The organism is Pseudarthrobacter sp. NPDC058119, assembly GCF_042884655.1.
In the GTDB taxonomy this organism is placed as follows: domain Bacteria; phylum Actinomycetota; class Actinomycetes; order Actinomycetales; family Micrococcaceae; genus Arthrobacter.
In genome coordinates, this window is sequence record NZ_JBHVTN010000001.1 from 187,590 (window position 1) to 207,645 (window position 20,056).

Here is a 20,056-nt window from a genome sequence, read left to right on the forward strand (position 1 = left end):
GTTCACGCAGGATGGGGAGGACAATAATGCCAGCCTATACCTAAATGCGAATGATTCCTATTTAGGTTCAATTGCCGCACTCCGTCCGGACCGTGGCACCCCCTGGCCGGACGGCAGGGGGTGCCACCAGGGACTCAGCTGCCGTTCGGCTGTCCCAGCCGCCGGATGCCCGTAGCCTGCGTTGCATCCCGGATTTCGCCCACCAGTTGCTCGATCACGTCCTCGAGGAACAGGACCCCGCGAGTGGTGCCGTCCGGCCCAATCACGCGTGCAAGGTGGGAACCCGTGCGCTGCATGACGGACATGGCCTTTTCGATCTCGTCGCCCAGCGCCAGGTTCGCCAGCGACCGGACGCGGCTCTCCGCGATGGGCAGCTCGTAGGCGGACTCCGGGATGGACAGCACGTCCTTGACATGGAGATAGCCGTACAGCATGTCCTCTTCATCAAGCATGGGGAACCGGGAGAAACCGGTACGGCTCACGGCCTTCTCGAACTCCACGGGAGTGGTGGAGGCACCCAGCATGACCAGGTTTCCAATCGGGACCATGATGTCCTCCGCGGTGTGCTCCGAGAACTCGAGCGCGCCGGTAATGAGCCCGGCGTCGTCGTCCACCAGCCCGTGGCGGGTGGATTCCTGGACGATCGACTGGACCTCCTCCAGGGTGAAGGAGGACGTGACTTCGTCCTTGGGTTCGATCCGCATCAGTTTGAGGATGTGGTTGGCTGACCAGTTCAGGACCGAGATCACGGGATGCACCAGCCGTGAGATGAACAGCAGCGGCGGCGCGAGGAAGAGCGCTGCCTTGTCCGCCACGGACACCGAGATGTTCTTGGGAACCATCTCGCCGAAGGTGACGTGCAGGAAGGTCACCAGCATCAGGGCCACGGCGAAGGCTGCAACATCGGCCGCCTCCGCCGGCAAGCCCACCGTTTCAATGGGGACTGCCAGCAGGTGGTGGATGGCCGGCTCGGCCACCAGCAGGATCAGCAGCGAACAGACCGTGATGCCAAGCTGTGCACAGGCCAGCATCAGGGACACATTTTCCATGGCGCGCAGGGTGGTTTGCGCGCGCTTCGAGCCGGCATCTGCCAGGGGTTCGATCTGGCTGCGGCGCGCGGACATGATGGCGAACTCGGCCGCCACGAAGAAGGCGTTGCCCAGCAGGAGGACGCCCAGCCACAGTATTCCAGCCCAGTCACTCATGGCTTGCCCCCGTTATCGGCATCCTGCCCAGCCGGTTCGCCGGCGGGGTGGAAACAGATGCGGTCGATCCTGCGGCCGTCCATCCTGGTAACGCTGAGTGTGCCGCCGTTCACCGGGACGGTGTCACCCACGGCCCCGATCCTGCCGAGCTTGCTCATGACGTAGCCGCCCACGGTTTCATAGGCGGCTTCGTCGGGAACGCTGAGGCCGGGAATCTGTTCGGACAATTCATCGGGACGGAGAAGCCCCGGGAAGTACCAGTCGCCGGAGGCGCTTTGCAGGAGCCCCGGACGGACCTTGTCGTGTTCGTCCGCCACTTCGCCCACGATTTCCTCCACCAGGTCCTCCAGGGTGGCGATGCCGGCGGTTCCACCGTATTCGTCCAGGACGACGGCAAGCTGCAGGTTTCCCTCCCGGAGTTCGGCCAACAGCGCGTCCAGGTGGATGGTTTCGGGTACGCGGAGCACCTCTGTCATGATGGCGCCGGCTTCAAGGTTCTGGCGGCGGTCCCAGGGAACGGCAACCGCCTTCTTGACGTGGACCAGGCCGCGGATGTCATCGGCCGACTCGCCGATGACGGGGAAGCGCGAGTAGCCGGTCCTGCGCGCAGCATCGACGACGTCGGAAACCGGCTGGTCGGCGTCGATCGTCTCCAGCCGGATCCGGGGCGTCATGACGTCCGCGGCCGTGCGGGTGGAGAAGTTCAGGGTGCGGGCAATGAAGTTGGCCGTCCCGGCGTCGAGCGTTCCCATCGCGGCAGACCTCCGGACCAGCGAGGCAAGCTCTGCCGGCGTCCGTGCCCCGGAAATCTCCTCTTTGGCTTCCAGCCCGAAGACGTGCAGCACCTTGTTGGAGAATCCATTGAGCACCAGGATGGCCGGCTTGAAGATGGTGGTGAAAACAAGCTGGGGGCCGGCCAGCGCCCGGCCGACAGGAAACGCGAGGGCTATGGCCATGTTCTTCGGCACCAGCTCACCCAGGAGCATGGAAAGCAGCGTTGCCACCACCATGGCCAGGACCAGGGACACAGATTCCACCGCGACGCCGGGAAGCCCGACCGCGCTTAGAGGCGCCCGCAGGAGCCGGCCCACCGAGGGTTCCATGACGTAGCCGGTGAGAAGGGTGGTCAGCGTGATACCCAGCTGGCAGCTGGACAGCTGGGTTGACAGGGACTTGAGGCAGGTGAGCAAAGGCACGGCGCCCGTGTCGCCGTCGTCAATGGCGCGCTGGACGGTGGCCTGGTCCAGGGCGATGAGGGAGAACTCGACGGCCACGAAGAATCCCGTACCGGCGATCAGCAGCAGGCCTGCCGCAAGAAGGAGCCACTCCATTCAGCATCCCGCCTGGGGCGGGGTGGCAGCCGGAAACGTGGCCGGCCGCGGGGTGGAAAAACTGTTTCGTCCCGGCGGAGGATGATCGGCGGAAACCGACGCCTGGTCCGTGCGGGCTGCGCCAAGCTTGGCCGTGGGCTGGTGATGGGCGCGTTGTCGGGGTTTGCCGGCTCTGGGGGCGGACTGCGCGGAACTGCTCTTCAAGCTCCGCTGACAGCGCCCAGGCCGGCACCTAGATTTACTGTCCATAAGAATCCCAGTCTACAGGAGCAGCCCCCGGCCGGGCGCCCGGAAAGAGGCCGGAAGTGCCCATTCCGAGCGCCCTGAGGGCCTCTTTCCGGCCGGCCGCGCACGCCCCGCCGGCCGCCATAATTGGGCCCCGGTTCGTCACTTCATGATTTGAGTCACCCTTATTGGCAGTTAACACGGAATGCTCACTAGACTTGCAAAGGTCCGGGTTCAGCGGACAGAGACTGGTTCGAACGTAGTGCTGAAGCACCGGGGGGCCAAAGAGAAATCAAACTCATGGAAGAGGCGTATTTCAAGTGCCAGAGCAGCCAAGCCACCGTCTACCAGAGGAATTTGGCGGAAACGAGTGGCTCGTTGACGAACTGTACGAGCAGTACCAGCAGGACAAGAACGCCGTGGACGCCAAGTGGTGGCCGCTGTTTGAATCCTTCGACTCGGGCAACGGTTCTTCTTCCAATGGAAATTCCGCACATGCCGCCAACCCTCCCACCCGGGAACTCCCCGTTGTAAAGCAGGCTCCCGCCGCACCGGCATCGTCGCCGGCCGCGGCCCCCGCTGCGCCGGCCGCCGCCGCTGCCCCGGCGCCTGCCGCACCGGCAGCCGCCCCCGTCAAGAAGGCCCCCGCCACTGAAGCGCGCGACGGCGGCAAGAAGACTGAAGCCGGCACCGGCTCGCAGCCCATTCCCGCCCAGCTGCCCAAGAACGTCAAGGCGCCCACCGCGCCCGAGGAAGACGTCGTCTCCGTCCTTCGCGGACCGGCAAAGGCCATCGCCACCAACATGGTCACCAGCCTCCAGGTGCCCACCGCCACCAGCGTCCGTGCCATCCCCGCCAAGCTGCTCATCGACAACCGGGTGGTCATCAACTCCAACCTGGCCCGTGCCCGCGGCGGCAAGGTTTCCTTCACGCACCTCATCGGCTACGCCGTGATCCGCGCGCTGTCCCAGTTCCCCTCCATGAACGTGTACTACGACGAGGTGGACGGCAAGCCTGTCGCGGTCCAGCCCGCCCACGTCAACTTCGGCATCGCCATCGACATGCCCAAGCCCGACGGCACCCGGCTGCTCATGGTCCCGAACATCAAGAAGGCCGAGACCCTCAACTTCGCCGAGTTCTGGCACACCTACGAGGACCTGATCAAGCGGGCCCGCAACGGCAAGCTCACCGCCGAGGACCACCAGGGCACCACCGTGTCCCTGACCAACCCGGGCGGTATCGGAACCGTGCACTCGGTACCACGCCTTTCCAAGGGCCAGGCTGCGATCATCGGCGTCGGTGCCCTTGACTACCCTGCGGAATTCCAGGGTGCCAGCGAAAAGATCATCGCCCAGAACGCCATCAGCAAGGTCCTGACCCTCACCTCGACCTATGACCACCGCGTCATCCAGGGTGCCGGCAGTGGCGAGTTCCTCAAGCTGGTCCACCAGCTGCTGCTGGGCGCACAGAACTTCTACGACGAGATCTTCGAAGCCCTCCGGATCCCCTACGAGCCTGTCCGCTGGAGCCCCGACCTGCAGGTCGATCCCGCCGACGAGATCAACAAGGTGGCCCGGATCCAGCAGCTGATCCACTCATTCCGCGTGCGCGGCCACCTCATGGCGGACACCGACCCGCTGGAGTACGTCCAGCGCAAGCACCCGGACCTCGATGTCCTCACCTACGGCCTGACCCTCTGGGACCTGGACCGTGAATGGCCCACCGGCGGGTTCGGCGGCAAGCCGATGCTGAAGTTCCGCGACATCCTCGGTGTCCTGCGTGATGCATACTGCCGCACCACGGGCATCGAGTACATGCACATCCAGGAGCCTGCCGAGCGCAAGTGGTTCCAGGACCAGCTGGAGCACCCCTACTCCAAGCCCAGCCGCGAGGAACAGCTGCGGATCGTCTCCAAGCTGAACGCAGCGGAGGCCTTCGAGACCTTCCTGCAGACCAAGTTCGTGGGCCAGAAGCGCTTCTCCCTCGAAGGCGGCGAGTCGCTGATCCCGCTGCTGGACGCCATCATGTCCGACGCCGCCGACGACGGCCTGGACGAGGTCGCAATCGGCATGGCCCACCGCGGCCGCCTCAACGTCCTGACGAACATCGCCGGCAAGACCTACGCCCAGGTGTTCCGCGAATTCGAGGGCACCCAGGATCCGCGCTCCGTACAGGGCTCGGGCGACGTCAAGTACCACCTGGGCACCGAAGGCACGTTCACGTCGGACAACGGCAAGGAAACCAAGGTCTACCTCGCCGCCAACCCGTCGCACCTTGAAGCAGTGGACTCCGTCCTCGAAGGCATCGTCCGCGCCAAGCAGGACCGGCTGGACCAGGGCGAATCGTTCCCCGTCCTGCCCATCATGGTCCACGGCGACGCCGCCTTCGCCGGCCAGGGCGTTGTGGCTGAAACCCTCAACCTGTCCCAGCTCCGCGGCTACCGCACGGGTGGCACCATCCACATCGTGGTCAACAACCAGGTTGGCTTCACCACCGCCCCGTCATCGTCGCGGTCTTCCACGTACTCCACGGACGTGGCCAAGATGATCCAGGCGCCGGTGTTCCACGTGAACGGCGACGACCCCGAGGCTGTTGTCCGCATCGGCCAGCTCGCCTACGAATTCCGGCAGCGCTTCCACAAGGACGTTGTCATCGACATGGTGTGCTACCGCCGCCGCGGCCACAACGAGGGCGACGACCCCTCGATGACCCAGCCGCTGATGTACAACCTGATCGAAGCCAAACGCTCCGTCCGCAAGCTGTACACCGAATCCCTCATCGGCCGTGGCGACATCACCGAGGAAGAAGCCGAGCAGCTGCTCCGCGACTACCAGGAACGGCTGGAGCGGGTCTTTGCCGAGACGCACGCAGCGCAGACGTCTCCCATCCCGATCGTCACGGCGGATTCCGCTGCTGTGGCCGATATCGAGCGGCCCAAGGCCCAGCAGTCCGATTCCAGCGTCAGCGCGCCGGCCTCAACGGCCATCAGCGCCGAGACCTTGGCCCGGATCGGCAAGGCGCACGTCGAGATCCCTGAAGGCTTCACGGTCCACCCCAAGCTCAAGCAGCTGCTGGACAAGCGCGAACAGATGTCCCGCGAAGGCGGCATCGACTGGGGCTTCGGCGAGATCGCGGCCTTCGGCTCGCTGATCATGGAAGGCGTCCCCGTGCGCCTCGCCGGCCAGGACTCCCGCCGCGGCACCTTCGTCCAGCGCCACGCCGTCTTCCACGACCGCGCCAACGGCAAGGAATGGCTGCCCCTGGGCAACCTCTCGGACGACCAGGCCAAGCTGTGGATCTACGACTCGCTGCTGTCCGAATACGCCGCCATGGGCTTCGAATACGGCTACTCCGTGGAACGCCCGGACGCCCTGGTCCTCTGGGAGGCCCAGTTCGGTGACTTCGTCAATGGTGCCCAGACCATCATCGACGAATTCATTTCATCCGCCGAGCAGAAGTGGGGACAGCGCTCCTCGCTGGTCCTGATGCTCCCCCATGGCTACGAAGGCCAGGGCCCGGACCACTCCTCGGCGAGGATCGAGCGGTTCCTGCAGCTGTGTGCAGAGGACAACATGATCGTGGCCAACCCGACCACGGCGGCCTCGCACTTCCACCTGCTGCGCCGCCAGGCGTACAGCCGCCCGCGCAAGCCGCTGATCATCTTCACGCCCAAGCAGCTCCTGCGCCTGAAGGCAGCCGCTTCCTCCGTCGAGGACTTCACCAACGGCACGTTCCGCCCTGTCATCGGTGACCACGAGCAGCTGCCGGCCACCGCCGTCGAACGCGTACTCCTGGTCTCCGGCCGGCTGTACTACGATCTCCTGTCCACGCGGCAGAAGACCGGCGACAAGACCACGGCGATCGTCCGCGTGGAGCAGCTCTACCCGCTGCCGCACGCCGAGATCGAAGCGGAGCTTGCCAAGTACCCCAACGCCGAAGTGGTGTGGGCCCAGGACGAGCCCGCCAACCAGGGACCGTGGCCGTTCATCGGCCTGCACCTGCCCGAAGCCCTCGACCGCCGCGTCCGACTGGTATCGCGGCCGGCCTCGGCCTCCACGGCAGCCGGTTCCATGAAGCGGCACGCCGCCGAGCAGGATGTCCTGCTGAAGCAGGCATTTGCCCGGAAGTAAGCAGTAAGGCTGCCCGGCCGGAGTCGAAATACCAGACTCCGGCCGGGCAGTTCTGTTTAATGGATTGACAGCACCCCCGGGCCTCCACAAAAAAGGCGGCACCGATGGCAGCGGCCGTACCGAAGTAACCCGTACCGAAGTAAAGAGGAACGCGTGGAAGACAGGAAGCTGCGGATCGCAGCTGTAGGAGACGAACTGCTGGCCGGACTGGGCGATCCCCGTGCCCTTGGCTGGCTGGGCCGCGTCCTGGCCCGCACTCCCCAGGACGGCATGCTCCTGGAGAGCTACGCCCTCCCCTGCCCGCAGGAAGGTACTGAAGGTTTGGCCGCACGGTGGCTGGACGAAGCCGGCCGCCGTTTCAGCGACCAGGCGGAGAACAGGCTGGTGATCGGCCTCTCGGGGCGCGACATCGAGTTCGGCCTGTCCACCGCGAGGAGCCGCCTGAACCTGGCCAACATCCTGGACTCGGCCTCCCAGAACCGGATCGAGGTGTTCGTGGTGGGGCCACCCCCCACGCTCGACCCCGCGCAGAACCGCCGCCTGGACGAACTGAACACGGCCTTCGCGGATGTCACCACGCGCCGGAAGCACCTGTACGTTGACACCTTCTCTCCCCTGCTCAACCACGAACAGTGGCGCCAGGACCTGGCAGCCAACGGAGGCACGCCCGGCCAGGCAGGCTATGGCCTCATGGCCTGGCTGGTGCTGCACCGCGGCTGGTTCCAGTGGCTGGGCATGGACGCCCCCCAGTAGCCCTTCCCGGTCCTGTTTTTGACCCTTCCGTCCGGCGGCGTTACGTTGGAGGATCAACGCGATATATCGCTTTTTGGAGGGGACCATGCCCGGAGGCAACTGGACCGTCACAGGCCCGCAAAGCATTGACGTCGAAGCCGTGACATCGCTGAAGCTGGGCCTCGTCAGGGGCAGCTTCACCATCACCGAGCACGACGCTCCCTCGGTCCGGCTCCAGTTCTCCGAGGTCCATGGTGACCCCGTGGCGGTATCCCTGAACGGCGGGCGGCTGGAAGTGCGGCACCAACTCCACGGTGCCCAGGGCTGGTTCAAGAACCTCATGGAGACTGTCAACCACAACAGCGACAATTCCGTCGCCGTCACGGTGGCAGTTCCCCCGGGAGTGGAGGTGGAAGCAGGGACCGTGAGCGGCGAGGGACTTGCGTCCGGCATTTCTGCCCACGTCCGGCTTAACACCGTGTCCGGCGAAGTCACGGCGGAGGACACCTCCGGCGAGCTGCAGGTCAATACCGTCAGTGGCCAGGTGGCAGTCAGGAACCACCGGGGCGTCCTGACTGCCAAGAGCATCTCCGGCGAGGTCACCGCCTCCGGCCATTTCACACACGTGCGCACCAATACGGTCAGCGGTCACCTTGGCTTCAACCTGCTCGGCTACACCCAGGATTTCGGCTCCAATTCCGTGTCCGGTAACCTGACCATCACACTGCCTGCCGACGTGGGCGTTGACATCGTGGCGAAGTCCGCGGGCGGAGCGGTCATCCTCGACGGCAGCCAGTGCCTTCCCACCAACGGCAAGGTGGAAACCATTGCGGGCCCTGACATGCAGTTGATGCTCGTCCGGACCAATTCGCTGTCCGGCAAGACCACCATCATCCACGCTCCGGGCCCCGCTGGCACCGCGGAGGACGCGGAACGCTGAGCCTCCCGCCCGCTGCGCCGCCATGGACACGGTTGGGCCGCGCTGCCGCAGGTCATCCGATGTTTCCCGGTTCGCGGGGCGCCGGATCATGTGGGAGACTGGAGGGCAGCTCTTTTGAGTACAACATTAAGGAGGCCAGCTATGAGCAAGCGTGCACGCAAGCGTCGTGACCGTAAGCGTGGCGGCGCGAACCACGGGAAGCGCCCCAACACCTAGGCACATGCCAGGAACTACGGTTCAAGCGAAGGACCCCGCAAGCCAGTCGGCTTCCGGGGTCCTTTGCTGTTTGCGGCCCTCGCGGGCAGGTGGTGCAGGTACTACGCCTCGACGGGACGGATAGCGTGGATCCGGTCCAGGATGGCGTTCTTCAGGTTGTCCGGGGCGGACTCCTTGCAGGAACGCTTGACCATATTGCGGATGACGCATTCGAGGTCGTACTGCTCCGTGCATTCAGGGCAGTCATCGAGATGGTTCTTGATTTCGGTAATGTCCTCGCGGGTCAGTGCCCCGTCGAGGTACTCGTAGATGCGTTGCATCCGGGTATCGTCGCAGTCGCCCAATCCCTGGCAGTCGCTCATTTCCTGTTCTCCTGTGCTTTGCTTCCTGCCGCGTCCGACGCATCAGCGGCCGTTTTGAATCCCCGCTCGGCGGCGTATTCCGCCAGCATGTCCCGCAACATTCGCCGGCCGCGGTGGAGCCGGGACATCACGGTGCCGATGGGCGTATTCATGATGTCTGAGATTTCCTTGTACGCGAAGCCCTCCACGTCAGCGAAGTAGACCGCCAGCCTGAACTCTTCAGGAATGTCCTGGAGCGCCCGCTTGACGTCCGAATCCGGAAGGTGGTCCAGGGCTTCTGCTTCGGCCGAACGGAGTCCGCTCGACGTGTGCGACTCGGCCCGGGCCAGCTGCCAGTCCTCGATGGTGTCCGAATTCGACTGCAGCGGCTCGCGCTGCCGCTTGCGGTACAGGTTGATGTACGTGTTGGTCAGGATCCGGTAGAGCCAGGCTTTGAGGTTCGTGCCCGGCTTGTACTGGTGGAAGGCAGAGAAGGCCTTGGTGTAGGCCTCCTGGACCAGGTCCTCCGCGTCCGACGGGTTGCGCGCCATCCGCATCGCCGCAGAGTAGAGCTGGTCCACATACTGCATGGCGTCCCGCTCAAAGCGCAGGCGGCGCTGTTCCACGGTCTCCGCGGCAACGTCCAGGGCGCTGTCCTCAGCCTCCGCTGCTGCGGCCGGTGATTCGGCCGGCGCCTGCCCTGCGGGAAGCGGCGCCGCGCCTGCCCTGCCGTTCACTTCGCCGGGGGACGCCTCATACATGGCCGCAACGGCCGGATCCAGGGTACTCATTGCCTTCAAGTCTACTGTCAGGCGCCCAGCCGGGGGCATGCCGTACTCCGGCGGCTCGGTGGCAAGCTTGTCCACTTCCACCGGTCCCGCCTGCCTGGTTCCGTCCAACACCTTCCGCAAGGCCCAACTCCGCTCTGTATCGGGTGAATGATCGCCAGGGCCCACGTCGCGGACCCAGTCGACATAACCCTCCCCCGCGGGCAAATATTCCCCAAAAGTGCAAGACTAGGACCGACTCCGCCGCTTGCCGCGGCTCGTCCATCCAGGAGGAAATCCATGTCCTTTGTCCGCACGCTCGCCAGGCCCATGCTTGCCTCCAGTTTCGTTCTTGCCGGACTGGACAAGCTCAAGAACTCCGATGACACCGCCCAGCAGCTCTCACCCCTGCTGCGCAAGGCCGCAGCCTCCCTTCCCTTCCAGACGAACGAGAAGACCCTGGCCCGCGTCATCGGCGGTACCCAGGTGGGCGCCGGTGTCCTGTTCGGCCTTGGCAAGTTTTCCCGGCTCTCAGCCGGCCTGCTCACTGTCGTTTCCCTCCTGAACACCTTCGTGGAATGGCGCAGCGCGGACATCAGCAGCAAGGAAGGGCGGGAGAACCGCAGGAACCAGCTGCTCAAGAACCTCTCCCTGAGCGGGGGCGCACTGCTCGCCTCCGTGGACACGGCAGGCAAGCCCGGGCTGGCCTGGCGCGCCGAGCACCTTGCCGCCGACGCGCGGCGGAACGCCTCGCACCTGGCCGCCGACGCCCGCCGGACCACCACCAAAAAGCTGAACAAGGCGGACAAGACTGTACGCCGCGCCGTCGAACACGCCGCGGGGGCCTAGGCACGAATGACCGCAGCAGCTGCCACCCGGGTATCCGGAACACCTGGCCAGTACTGGGCCGCACCGTTTGCGTCCCGTCCCGTCAATGCGACCGTGACGGTGCCCGGATCGAAGTCCCTGACCAACAGGTACCTGGTCCTGGCCGCCCTCGCGGACGGACCATCGCGCCTGCGGGCTCCCCTGCACTCCAGGGATTCTGCTTTGATGATCGATGCGCTGAGGCAGCTCGGCGCGACCATCACCGAAGTGCCTGGCGACGGCGACTTCGGGCCTGACCTGGAGGTTGTTCCGATCCCGGCGTCGGCGGCGCCATCCGCCACCAGGATCGACTGCGGGCTGGCCGGCACCGTCATGCGGTTCGTCCCGCCCCTGGCAGCGCTCCGCAGCGGAGCCAGCGTGTTCGACGGCGACCCGCACGCCCGGAAGCGTCCCATGGGGACCATCATCGAAGCCCTCAAAGCCCTGGGCGTCGCGGTTTCCGCCGAGGACGGCAGCACGCCGTCGTCCCTCCCTTTCGTGGTGGAGGGCACCGGGGCGGTCCGGGGCGGCCACCTGGTGGTTGACGCCAGCGCCTCCTCGCAGTTTGTCTCCGCCCTCCTGCTGGTGGGAGCAAGGTTCGACGACGGCCTGCACCTTGAGCACGTCGGGAAACCGGTGCCCAGCCTGGACCACATCAACATGACGGTGGCTGTCCTCCGCGGCGCCGGCGTGTCGGTGGACGACTCGGTCCCCAACCACTGGGTGGTGGCGCCGGGACCCATCCAGGCGTTCGACCAGAGAATCGAACAGGACCTCTCCAACGCCGGGCCCTTCCTGGCGGCGGCCCTGGCCTCGCAGGGCACGGTCCGCATCCCCAACTGGCCCGCGGAAACGCAGCAGGTGGGCGACCTCTGGCGCGGGATCCTCACCCGAATGGGTGCCACGGTCACCCTGGCGGACGGAGTGCTGACCGTCATCGGCGGACCCGAAATCAAGGGCGGCGACTTTGCCGACACCAGTGAACTGGCTCCCACGGTGGCGGCACTCTGTGCCCTGGCCACGGGACCTTCCCGGCTCAGCGGAATCGCCCACCTTCGCGGGCACGAAACGGACCGGCTCGCGGCCCTGGTCGCGGAGATCAACCGGCTCGGCGGCGACGCCGAGGAAACCAGTGACGGCCTGGTCATCCGGCCCTCCCCGTTGCACGCCGGCGTCGTCCACAGCTATGCAGACCACCGCATGGCCACCGCCGGGGCAATCCTGGGCCTCTCGGTAAGCGGCGTCCAGGTGGAGGACATCGCCACTACGGCCAAGACCTTGCCGGACTTCCCGCAACTGTGGGCGGGCATGCTGGCCCAGTCTGCTCCCGGGGCATCGGGGCCGGAAGGGCGTGCCAGTGGCGCGGAGCACTGACTCCTGGGATGAATCCGACGTCCGGATCCGCCCCAGCAAGAAAGGTTCCCGCCCGCGCACCAAAGACCGGCCCAGCCATGACGACGCCGTTACCGGGCGGATCATTACCGTTGACCGGGGCCGGTACACGGCAGTCGTGGGCGAGGACTCGGATAACGAGCGCATCGTCATCGCCGCGCGGGCCCGCGAACTCCGCCGGTCACCGGTGGTTGCAGGCGACTTCGTCTCGCTCGTGGGCGACGTGTCAGGCGCGCCGGACACGCTGGCCCGCCTGGTGAAGATCCAGGACCGCCACACCCTCCTGCGCCGCAGCGCCGACGACACTGACCCCGTGGAACGGGCTGTGGTGGCCAACGCAGACCAACTGGTCATCGTCGTGGCGGCCGCCAACCCGGAGCCCCGCACCGGGTTCATCGACCGTGCCCTCGTGGCAGCCTACGATGCCGGAATCGAACCGATCCTGCTGGTCACCAAGGCCGACGTCAAGGACCCGGCTGGGCTGCTGTCCAATTACACGCACTTGGAATTCCCGGTGATCATCAGCCGCACAGCGGACGCGCAGGCGTCCGGAATCGATGCGCGGTCCGATGACGGCCTCTCTGCCCGGCTGGACAGTGCGGCGGTGGCCGACCTCCGCGCCCACCTCGACGGCAAGGTCACCGTGATGCTCGGACACTCAGGGGTAGGAAAGTCCACCATGGTGAACGCACTGACCGGGGCCGAGCGGGCCACGGGCGGAGTCAATGCGGTCACGGGCCGTGGCCGCCACACGTCATCGTCGGCCCTGGCGCTGCGCCTGGCGGACGCGCCGGCCGGCAGCTGGATCATTGATACCCCCGGCATCCGTTCCTTCGGCCTGGCACATGTGGACCCCGACCGGATCCTGCGCTCCTTCCCGGACCTCTCCCCCGGCATCGAAAACTGTGAACGCGGGTGCAAGCACACTGCGACTGCGGTGGACTGTGGCCTCGACGACTGGGTGGCAGGCGGACACGCGGGTCCCACCGGCCCGGCGCGCCTGGCATCGCTCCGGCGGCTGCTTGGGGCGGATCCGCGCATGGAAGCGCAGGAAACCAAGGAGCTCGGCAGCGTCAACTGACGCGTTCTCCCGGCAGATGCGTCCGCAGACGGTAGTTTGTAACCATGATCCAACCCGCTTCGAGCTACAACGATGACCTGCGCCTGGCCCATGTCCTGGCCGACTCCGTGGATGACCAGACCATGAGCCGCTTCAAGGCCCTGGACCTCCATGTTGAGACCAAGCCGGACCTGACGCCCGTCACCGATGCCGACAAGGCGGCAGAGGAAGCCATCCGGGGCCAGCTCTCCCGTTCCCGGCCCCGCGATGCCGTCCTCGGCGAGGAATTCGGCAGCACCGGGCACGGTTCGCGGCGCTGGATCATCGATCCGATTGACGGGACCAAGAACTTTGTCCGCGGCGTGCCGGTCTGGGCCACGCTGATCGCCCTGGTAGATGAAGGCGAACCCGTGGTGGGTGTGGTCAGCGCCCCGGCCCTCGGCAAGCGCTGGTGGGCGGCCAAGGGCATGGGCGCGTACATGGGCAGGTCCCTGGCAGCCGCGACCCGGCTCCGCGTCTCCAACGTATCGACCCTCTCCGACGCTTCCCTCTCCTACTCCAGCCTCAGCGGCTGGAAGGAACGCGGCAACCTCGACGAGTTCCTCGGGTTGACCGAGGACGTCTGGCGGACCCGGGCCTATGGCGATTTTTGGTCCTACTGCATGGTGGCAGAGGGCTCCGTGGACATCGCCTGCGAACCGGAGCTCAACCTCTACGACATGGCTGCGCTGGTGCCGATCGTGGTTGAGGCGGGCGGCCGGTTCACCTCCCTGGAGGGCGAGGACGGACCGTTCGGCGGGAACGCGCTTGCCACCAACTCGATCCTGCACTCCGAGGTGCTGCACCGCCTCAACCCGTACCTGGACGATCTGCTGTAACTGCCACGGTTTGCCCACATAAACGAATATTGCGACGCCGGACACCTCCAGACGGGGGTGTCCGGCGTCATTTATTCGATGTTGCGTAATAAAGCCCTTAACAATTGCCGCGGCTTCCAGCCTGACCGCCCCATGTCCTACGCTTTTAGGCAGGTCACGAGTGCCAGCGCAAAACCCCGGTTTGCTGGCCGGCAACCCTCCATTCGCGGCGGGGTGCCCCGGGTGACGACCAGGCCGGTCCGGAGTGGATGCGGCAAGCGCGGATTCCGTATGCCGGAGTCCTGTATTCAAGTGAGGTCTTCGTGACAACTGCCACCGTCTCCCCCCAGCCCATTGCCGAAGCCGGTGTTGCCGGCGAGCGCCGTGCCGCCGCCGGCCGGCCCCTTGCCGCCGTGACCGGCGCGGAAATCCAGGCCCCACTGATCTCCGGCGGCCACATCCGGTACGCGAACCTCGACTATGGAGCATCCGCTCCGGCGCTCTCCGTTGTCTCCGCCTACCTGAACGAGATCCTTCCGTACTACGCCAGCGTCCACCGCGGGGCCGGCTACGCGTCCCAGATCAGTACCTCGGTTTACGAAAATGCACGCAGCATCGTCCGGGACTTCGTGGGCGGCCGGCCGGACGATTCGGTCATCTTCACCCGCAACACCACTGATTCGCTGAACCTCCTGGCGGGCTGCCTGCCGCGGACGGACGGCCGCCCCGACGGGGACGTCCTCTATCTGGACATCGAGCACCACGCCAACCTCCTGCCGTGGCAGGGCGTCCCGCACCGCAGCATCGTTGCCGCGGACACCATCACCGGCACCCTTGACGCCGTCCGCGCCGAACTCGGACAGGGCGGCGTCAGCCTGCTGGCAGTCACCGGCGCCTCCAACGTCACGGGCGAAATCCTTCCCATCCAGGCCCTGGCAGCGCTGGCCCACCAGCACGGCGCCCGGATCGTGGTGGACGCGGCCCAGCTGGCGCCGCACCGCCGGGTGGACATCTCCGCAGACAACGTCGACTACCTCGCCTTTTCCGGCCACAAGCTGTACGCGCCCTTCGGCGCGGGCGTCCTGGTGGGACGCCCGGACTGGCTGGACACCGGCGTGCCGCACCTGGCCGGCGGCGGGGCGGTCAAGGAAGCAAAGCTCGACGGCGTCAGCTGGGCCACCGGCCCGGCACGCCACGAGGGGGGCTCGCCGAACGTCCTCGGCGCCGCCACCCTGGCCCGCGCCACCCAGGTCATCGCCGAACTCGACCAGGACCGGTGGCACGCGCACGAATCCGCGATCCGTTCCTTCCTGGTGGAGGGACTGCAGGGCATCGACGGCGTCACCGTCCACCAAATCTTCAAGGACACCAACCCGGAAACCGACACCATCGGCGTGGTCAACTTTTCGGTCGAGGGCTACGACGCAGGCCTGGTGGCCGCCTACCTGTCCGCAGAGCACGGGGTGGGCCTGCGCGACGGACGCTTCTGCGCCCACCCCCTGCTGAAGCGCCTGGGCCTGCCGTCCGGCTCCCTCCGGGCAAGTTTCGGCGTGGGCTCGCGGCTGGAGGACGCCGAGCGCCTCCTTGCCGGTATCCAGGCTTTGCGAAGCACGGGACTCGGCTGGGACTACGTGGTGGACGCGGGCCGCTGGGTGCCCGCCAACGACTTCCGCACCTACCCGCACTGGGCGCCCAATACCCCCGGGACTGCCGGTGCGGCCCCCTGCCTCGACGACTAAGCGGCGTAACGGCGGCTGCCGGCCGGCGCCGGCCATGCGGTAAATTCGAAGGACATCCGCAGGCAGCACCAGAAGGAGGCCACGCGTGGTTCGGGGTGGCCCCAGGCTTGATCACGGCCGGCGCACGGAGCTCGGGCAGAGCTTCCAGGACGGCGGCCGGCACTACCAGCGCGTCCGGCCCGGCTACCCTGCGGAATCGGCACGGTGGCTGGTGCCCGCCGGTGCCCATGACGCCCTGGACGTGGGAGCGGGTACCGGAAAGTTCACCGCCTTACTGCTGGCCATGGGACTGAATGTCACCGCCGTCGACCCTTCGGCGGACATGCTCGCCCAACTGGAGGCCCACTGCCCTGCCGCCACGGCTGCGGCGGGGACGGCCGAGGCGACAGGCCTTCCCGGCGGGGCCTTCGACGTCGTCACCGTTGCCCAGGCGTGGCACTGGTGCGATCCCCTCGCGGCAAGCACCGAACTGGCAAGGGTCCTGCGGCCGCACGGAACCCTGGGCCTGGTGTGGAACCAACTGGACACCTCCGTCCCCTGGGTGCACCGGCTCTCCCGGATCATGCACGCCGGCGATGTCTACCGGCCCGGCCACAAGCCCGTCGTCGGGCCCGAATTCCACGGGCTCAAGGGGCATGTGACGCACTGGCAGGACAGGGTGACCACCGGCGACTTGATGGAGCTGACCAAGTCGCGCAGCTACTACCTGCGAGCCGGTGAGGCGACGCGGGCAAAGGTCCTTGCCAACCTGGACTGGTACCTGCATGAACACCTGGCCCATGCTCCGGGGCAGGAACTCGACCTTCCCTACCTGACGCTGGCCTGGCGCGCCACCAGGGCCTGACCCGGCTGGCGCGCGCTGCCGGACCAGCCAAACCGGTAGGCTTGGATGTGTGAAGACCAGCGCGCCCTCCTCCTCGATCGAGGACTACGTCAAGGTCATCTATTCATTCACCGAATGGCAGGACAAGCCCATCACGTCCTCCCAGCTGGCGCAGCGGCTGGGCGTGGCAAATTCGTCCGTGTCGGAGATGGTCCGCAAGCTGAAGGACCAGGGGCTGGTGGACCACAAGCCCTACAGTGCGGTCACCCTGACCGAGTCCGGCCTGCGCCTGGCCTTGGCTATGGTCCGGCGCCACCGGCTCATCGAGACCTACCTGGTCCAGCGTCTTGGCTACAGCTGGGACGAGGTCCACGATGAGGCCGAACAGCTGGAGCACGCGGTCTCGGACACCTTCATCGAACGCGTCGCCGCCAAACTCGGGAACCCGGAACGGGACCCGCACGGCGATCCCATTCCCACCGCGGACGGCCAGGTGCTGATGCCGAGCGCCCACCTCCTTGCCGGGCTGGACCTGGGGCACAGCGGCAGAATCACCCGCATCAGCGATGACAATCCTGAGCTGCTGCGGTACCTCGCCGCGCAGGATATCGACCTCGACGCCCAGGTCGAAGTGCTGGGACGGCGCCCGTTCGGCGGTGCACTGATGGTGCGCATCGCCGGGCCCGGCGGCGCCCGCGACTTCGACCTTGCGGATGAGGTTGCCTCGGCGTTGTGGGTCTCTACCGAAACCCCGCATCCAGGCTGCATCCTGGGAAGCTAGGTTACCGCCGCACCGCCGATTTGGCTGCTTCCCGTATCGTGGAAGGTGATGATCAGCAGACGCGACGCAGCAATAACCCTGGATGTTCCCCTGGAGATGGCGCAGCGCCATGGCCTGCCGAAGTGGATGTCCGAGGCCGAGCTCCGCAGCATCCTGGACAATCCCCCGCCCTGGCTGGTGCAGTCACGGGCCAACCGCACCGGCAAACGGCCCGTCTGGGTGCACCTTGAGTGTGCCGTGTGCGGGTACGAGGAGGCTGCCCGGCCCAAGAAGTGGTGGCCGGACTTCACCTTCGTGGTGTGCGGGCACCACGCACCGTCCGAGGTCCCCGCCGTGCGTCCCGGCTTCGTCCGAAGCGAGTACGACGGCGTGGGGACGCGTTTCGTAGGCATCGCCGACGTGGAAGCCCCTCAGGTCAGCCAGTAACCGTCCCGACGCGCCCGCCCCTGGTGCCGGGGCCGGCGTCGAGCCTTAGCCAGCCCCGTTGGCCGTCATTTCCTCCGGGACAGCAGTCAGGTGGTGTTCCGCGCCGTCGCGCAGCACGGCCAGCTCGAGCGGCTGCCCGATGGCATCGGCGAACAGCAGGCGCTGCAGGCTTTCGGCGTTGCTGACCGGGCGGCCGCCGGCCGTGACGATGATGTCCCCTGCCGACAGGCCGGCCTTGCCTGCGGGTGAACCGGGCAGCACCTCAACGACGCGGAGCCCTTCGCGCAGCCCGGTGCGGATCACGGCGCTGGATCCAAGTTGCATCGGGGTACTCACCAGGCCCAGGTACGCGCGGCGTACCCTTCCGTCTGACAGCAGCGCCGAGATGATCCTGCGGGTGGTCGCGTTGATCGGGATCGCCAGTCCCAACCCGGCTCCGGCCACTGCGGTGTTGATGCCCACGATCCTGGCGTGGGTGTCTGCCAGGGCACCGCCGGAGTTGCCGGGGTTCAGTGCCGCGTCGGTCTGGATGACATCCTCGATGACCCGCCGGTTCCCGCCCGACCAGACCGGGATGGCCCTGCCCAGGCCGCTGACCACGCCTGCGGTCACCGAACCGGCAAGGCCCAGCGGGTTGCCCACGGCCACCACCAGCTGGCCGACCCGCAGGGATTCCGCCGCCCCGAACTCTGCAGGCCGGATTCGCGGCCGGGAACCGTGCACCACCGCAAGGTCGGACAACGGGTCCGCGCCTACGAGTTCCAGTTCCATCCTGCTGCCGTCGCCGAAGACCGCGAAGCCGTGCCGGGTGCCGGCCACCACGTGGGAATTAGTGAGCAGGTAGCCATCCTCCGTGAAGAGGACGGCGGAGCCCGCGCCCACCCTGACCCGGCCATTGCGGCGCTGCGCCGTCATCTCGATTGCTGCCACGTGGGGCGTCACGGCAGCTGCCACCCGCATCACTGTCTGCGAGTACGAGTCCAGGACATCGTCGTCGTCCGCTGGTATTGGTACCTGCGCCTGGTCCATGGCGCACCTCCGGCTTTGAGTGCCGCTTCCGGCTGTTCCGTGCCCTCTGGGGCCCTTACGGGAATCAACGGTGGGCGGCCTGGATCCAGTCCCGTCCCGGCTACGCCTTGGGTGAACGCTGCCCCCGTGCACACCCGCACTCCAGGCCCTAGGATCGTTAGCATGACTGATTCCGTTGGTGGGTCTCGAACAGAACTGCTGAATCCCGACGAATGCTGGCGGTACCTTCGATCCTCGTACATCGGCCGGCTCGCAGTCATCAATGGCGACGTTCCCGAGATTTTTCCGGTCAATTTTTCCGTTGCCGGGGAATCGCTGGTGTTCCGTACCGCGCCCGGCACCAAGCTGCGGGCACTGCTTAGCGGCGCAGTCGCGGCACTCGAGGTGGACGGGCTGAACCCTTACGCCACGGAGGTCTGGAGCGTGGTGGCCAAGGGCAAGCCGGAACCGTTCGATGAGACCCGGATGACGCTCCCGGACGCCGATGCCGACCGCGAGCCGTGGGAGCCCGGCATCAAGGACCACCTGGTAGCCCTGACCCCCACGGACCTCACCGGACGCCGTTTCGCGGTCAGGTCCCGGACACGGTGGTGGCCGCCGGTGGACTTTTCCGCGGACTGGCTCTAGGTCCAGGCACGGGCCCCTCCCATTCCTGCCGGGCCTTTGTGCCCTTTTCCGATCTCGTAGAGTTGCCTACGCTGTGCCCTATGACTGACAAATCGAACGTACCCGTGCCGGAAATCCTCGCTCCTGAAGAGTGCTGGGACCTCCTGGGCCAAACCGGGGTGGGACGGCTCGCCGTCATCGCCGATGGCCACCCCGATGTGTTTCCCGTCAACTTCAAGGTTGATGGTGGCACGCTGGTTTTCCGTACCGGTGCCGGTACCAAGCAGCAGGCCATCCAGTCGGATGCCACGGTGGCCTTGGAGGCAGACGCCGTCAGCTCCCAGTTCGGGCTTGCGTGGAGCGTCGTCGTCAAGGGCAAGGCCGCCGAGACAACGCCCACCGGACCAGACCTGGATGACATCCGGCGCGCGTTGTTTCCCTGGCAGGGCGTGGGCCAGGAACACTTCATCCGCATCACGCCGGAGTCGGTGACCGGCAGGCGCTTTACGATGAACGCGCCGCTGCTGTGGCAGGCCCCGCTGGACGAGGCAACCCGCGCCGGCCTCGAGTAGGTGGTCCCGGGCGGCCG

The 20,056-nt window shown here is 66.6% G+C and carries 19 protein-coding genes and 1 riboswitch; of the genes, 14 read left to right on the forward strand and 5 right to left on the reverse strand.

The window, feature by feature from the left end; translation table 11 throughout:
• Positions 1 to 134 precede the first annotated feature (134 nt).
• Positions 135 to 1,205, reverse strand: a complete 1,071-nt coding sequence (locus ACFVTD_RS00875) for a hemolysin family protein (protein WP_387556746.1) — start codon at positions 1,203 to 1,205, stop codon at positions 135 to 137.
• The gene (locus ACFVTD_RS00880; RefSeq protein WP_387556749.1) at positions 1,202 to 2,536 is read right to left on the reverse strand and encodes a hemolysin family protein; all 1,335 of its coding nucleotides are present in this window, start codon (positions 2,534 to 2,536) and stop codon (positions 1,202 to 1,204) included. The genes ACFVTD_RS00875 and ACFVTD_RS00880 overlap by 4 nt, the downstream gene beginning before the upstream one ends.
• A gap of 545 nt (positions 2,537 to 3,081) precedes the next feature.
• On the opposite strand from ACFVTD_RS00880, the gene ACFVTD_RS00885 reads away from it, so the two are divergent.
• From ACFVTD_RS00885 to ACFVTD_RS00900, 4 genes are all read left to right on the forward strand, one after another.
• Positions 3,082 to 6,891 carry a multifunctional oxoglutarate decarboxylase/oxoglutarate dehydrogenase thiamine pyrophosphate-binding subunit/dihydrolipoyllysine-residue succinyltransferase subunit gene (locus ACFVTD_RS00885; protein WP_387556752.1) on the forward strand — a complete coding sequence of 1,270 codons (3,810 nt, stop codon included), beginning with the start codon at positions 3,082 to 3,084 and terminating at the stop codon, positions 6,889 to 6,891.
• A 153-nt stretch (positions 6,892 to 7,044) separates the two neighbouring features.
• Positions 7,045 to 7,644 carry a GDSL-type esterase/lipase family protein gene (locus ACFVTD_RS00890; protein ID WP_387556755.1) on the forward strand — a complete coding sequence of 200 codons (600 nt, stop codon included), beginning with the start codon at positions 7,045 to 7,047 and terminating at the stop codon, positions 7,642 to 7,644.
• Positions 7,645 to 7,729: 85 nt separating this feature from the next.
• Positions 7,730 to 8,563 carry a DUF4097 family beta strand repeat-containing protein gene (locus tag ACFVTD_RS00895; protein ID WP_387556758.1) on the forward strand — a complete coding sequence of 278 codons (834 nt, stop codon included), beginning with the start codon at positions 7,730 to 7,732 and terminating at the stop codon, positions 8,561 to 8,563.
• A gap of 141 nt (positions 8,564 to 8,704) precedes the next feature.
• Positions 8,705 to 8,779: a 50S ribosomal protein bL37 gene (locus ACFVTD_RS00900; protein WP_369299106.1), complete on the forward strand. Its 75-nt coding sequence runs from the start codon at positions 8,705 to 8,707 to the stop codon at positions 8,777 to 8,779.
• A gap of 101 nt (positions 8,780 to 8,880) precedes the next feature.
• Here the strand turns inward: ACFVTD_RS00900 and rsrA are convergent, their stop codons facing one another.
• Together rsrA and ACFVTD_RS00910 are read right to left on the reverse strand one after the other, a co-directional pair.
• Positions 8,881 to 9,141 (reverse strand): mycothiol system anti-sigma-R factor, encoded by a 261-nt coding sequence (gene rsrA, locus ACFVTD_RS00905; RefSeq protein ID WP_141160023.1) that lies wholly within the window; start codon positions 9,139 to 9,141, stop codon positions 8,881 to 8,883.
• Positions 9,138 to 9,950 (reverse strand): sigma-70 family RNA polymerase sigma factor, encoded by an 813-nt coding sequence (locus ACFVTD_RS00910; protein WP_387558911.1) that lies wholly within the window; start codon positions 9,948 to 9,950, stop codon positions 9,138 to 9,140. The genes rsrA and ACFVTD_RS00910 overlap by 4 nt, the downstream gene beginning before the upstream one ends.
• Positions 9,951 to 10,187: 237 nt before the next feature.
• Here ACFVTD_RS00910 and ACFVTD_RS00915 point away from each other — a divergent pair, with 237 nt between their 5' ends.
• From ACFVTD_RS00915 to ACFVTD_RS00950, 8 genes are all read left to right on the forward strand, one after another.
• Entirely contained in the window at positions 10,188 to 10,736 is a 549-nt protein-coding gene (locus ACFVTD_RS00915) for a DoxX family protein (protein WP_387556762.1), read from the forward strand.
• Between the two features lie 6 nt (positions 10,737 to 10,742).
• Positions 10,743 to 12,128 carry a 3-phosphoshikimate 1-carboxyvinyltransferase gene (gene aroA / locus ACFVTD_RS00920; RefSeq protein WP_387556765.1) on the forward strand — a complete coding sequence of 462 codons (1,386 nt, stop codon included), beginning with the start codon at positions 10,743 to 10,745 and terminating at the stop codon, positions 12,126 to 12,128.
• Positions 12,112 to 13,227: a ribosome small subunit-dependent GTPase A gene (locus tag ACFVTD_RS00925; protein ID WP_387556768.1), complete on the forward strand. Its 1,116-nt coding sequence runs from the start codon at positions 12,112 to 12,114 to the stop codon at positions 13,225 to 13,227. Before aroA ends, ACFVTD_RS00925 begins: the two co-directional genes overlap by 17 nt.
• A gap of 44 nt (positions 13,228 to 13,271) precedes the next feature.
• Positions 13,272 to 14,084: a histidinol-phosphatase gene (gene hisN / locus ACFVTD_RS00930; protein ID WP_387556771.1), complete on the forward strand. Its 813-nt coding sequence runs from the start codon at positions 13,272 to 13,274 to the stop codon at positions 14,082 to 14,084.
• Positions 14,085 to 14,236: 152 nt separating this feature from the next.
• Positions 14,237 to 14,350: riboswitch (SAM riboswitch) on the forward strand.
• Between the two features lie 36 nt (positions 14,351 to 14,386).
• Positions 14,387 to 15,802: an aminotransferase class V-fold PLP-dependent enzyme gene (locus ACFVTD_RS00935; protein WP_387556775.1), complete on the forward strand. Its 1,416-nt coding sequence runs from the start codon at positions 14,387 to 14,389 to the stop codon at positions 15,800 to 15,802.
• Between the two features lie 85 nt (positions 15,803 to 15,887).
• Entirely contained in the window at positions 15,888 to 16,646 is a 759-nt protein-coding gene (locus ACFVTD_RS00940) for a class I SAM-dependent methyltransferase (protein ID WP_387556778.1), read from the forward strand.
• Between the two features lie 49 nt (positions 16,647 to 16,695).
• A complete protein-coding gene (locus tag ACFVTD_RS00945; RefSeq protein WP_387556781.1) occupies positions 16,696 to 17,406 on the forward strand; it encodes a metal-dependent transcriptional regulator in 711 nt (236 codons plus the stop codon).
• Between the two features lie 48 nt (positions 17,407 to 17,454).
• Positions 17,455 to 17,832 (forward strand): hypothetical protein, encoded by a 378-nt coding sequence (locus ACFVTD_RS00950; protein WP_387556784.1) that lies wholly within the window; start codon positions 17,455 to 17,457, stop codon positions 17,830 to 17,832.
• 45 nt (positions 17,833 to 17,877) lie between these two features.
• Here ACFVTD_RS00950 and ACFVTD_RS00955 read toward each other — a convergent pair whose 3' ends face one another.
• Positions 17,878 to 18,861, reverse strand: coding sequence for a S1C family serine protease (locus ACFVTD_RS00955; protein WP_387556787.1), 984 nt, complete (start codon positions 18,859 to 18,861; stop codon positions 17,878 to 17,880).
• Positions 18,862 to 19,023: 162 nt separating this feature from the next.
• On the opposite strand from ACFVTD_RS00955, the gene ACFVTD_RS00960 reads away from it, so the two are divergent.
• Positions 19,024 to 19,488, forward strand: coding sequence for a pyridoxamine 5'-phosphate oxidase family protein (locus ACFVTD_RS00960; RefSeq protein ID WP_387556790.1), 465 nt, complete (start codon positions 19,024 to 19,026; stop codon positions 19,486 to 19,488).
• An 80-nt stretch (positions 19,489 to 19,568) separates the two neighbouring features.
• Positions 19,569 to 20,039, forward strand: a complete 471-nt coding sequence (locus ACFVTD_RS00965; protein ID WP_387556793.1) for a pyridoxamine 5'-phosphate oxidase family protein — start codon at positions 19,569 to 19,571, stop codon at positions 20,037 to 20,039.
• Positions 20,040 to 20,056: the final 17 nt, after the last annotated feature.

What these genes read in the sequence shown, in the direction of transcription:
- ACFVTD_RS00965 (WP_387556793.1), top strand. Translation starts at nt 19,569, where the DNA reads ATGACTGACAAATCGAACGTACCCGTGCCGGAAATCCTCGCTCCTGAA.
- ACFVTD_RS00960 (WP_387556790.1), top strand. Translation starts at nt 19,024, where the DNA reads ATGACTGATTCCGTTGGTGGGTCTCGAACAGAACTGCTGAATCCCGAC.
- ACFVTD_RS00910 (WP_387558911.1), bottom strand. Translation starts at nt 9,950, where the DNA reads ATGCCCCCGGCTGGGCGCCTGACAGTAGACTTGAAGGCAATGAGTACC.
- ACFVTD_RS00875 (WP_387556746.1), bottom strand. Translation starts at nt 1,205, where the DNA reads ATGAGTGACTGGGCTGGAATACTGTGGCTGGGCGTCCTCCTGCTGGGC.
- hisN (WP_387556771.1), top strand. Translation starts at nt 13,272, where the DNA reads ATGATCCAACCCGCTTCGAGCTACAACGATGACCTGCGCCTGGCCCAT.
- ACFVTD_RS00950 (WP_387556784.1), top strand. Translation starts at nt 17,455, where the DNA reads ATGATCAGCAGACGCGACGCAGCAATAACCCTGGATGTTCCCCTGGAG.
- ACFVTD_RS00895 (WP_387556758.1), top strand. Translation starts at nt 7,730, where the DNA reads ATGCCCGGAGGCAACTGGACCGTCACAGGCCCGCAAAGCATTGACGTC.
- ACFVTD_RS00880 (WP_387556749.1), bottom strand. Translation starts at nt 2,536, where the DNA reads ATGGAGTGGCTCCTTCTTGCGGCAGGCCTGCTGCTGATCGCCGGTACG.
- rsrA (WP_141160023.1), bottom strand. Translation starts at nt 9,141, where the DNA reads ATGAGCGACTGCCAGGGATTGGGCGACTGCGACGATACCCGGATGCAA.
- ACFVTD_RS00915 (WP_387556762.1), top strand. Translation starts at nt 10,188, where the DNA reads ATGTCCTTTGTCCGCACGCTCGCCAGGCCCATGCTTGCCTCCAGTTTC.
- aroA (WP_387556765.1), top strand. Translation starts at nt 10,743, where the DNA reads ATGACCGCAGCAGCTGCCACCCGGGTATCCGGAACACCTGGCCAGTAC.
- ACFVTD_RS00955 (WP_387556787.1), bottom strand. Translation starts at nt 18,861, where the DNA reads ATGGACCAGGCGCAGGTACCAATACCAGCGGACGACGACGATGTCCTG.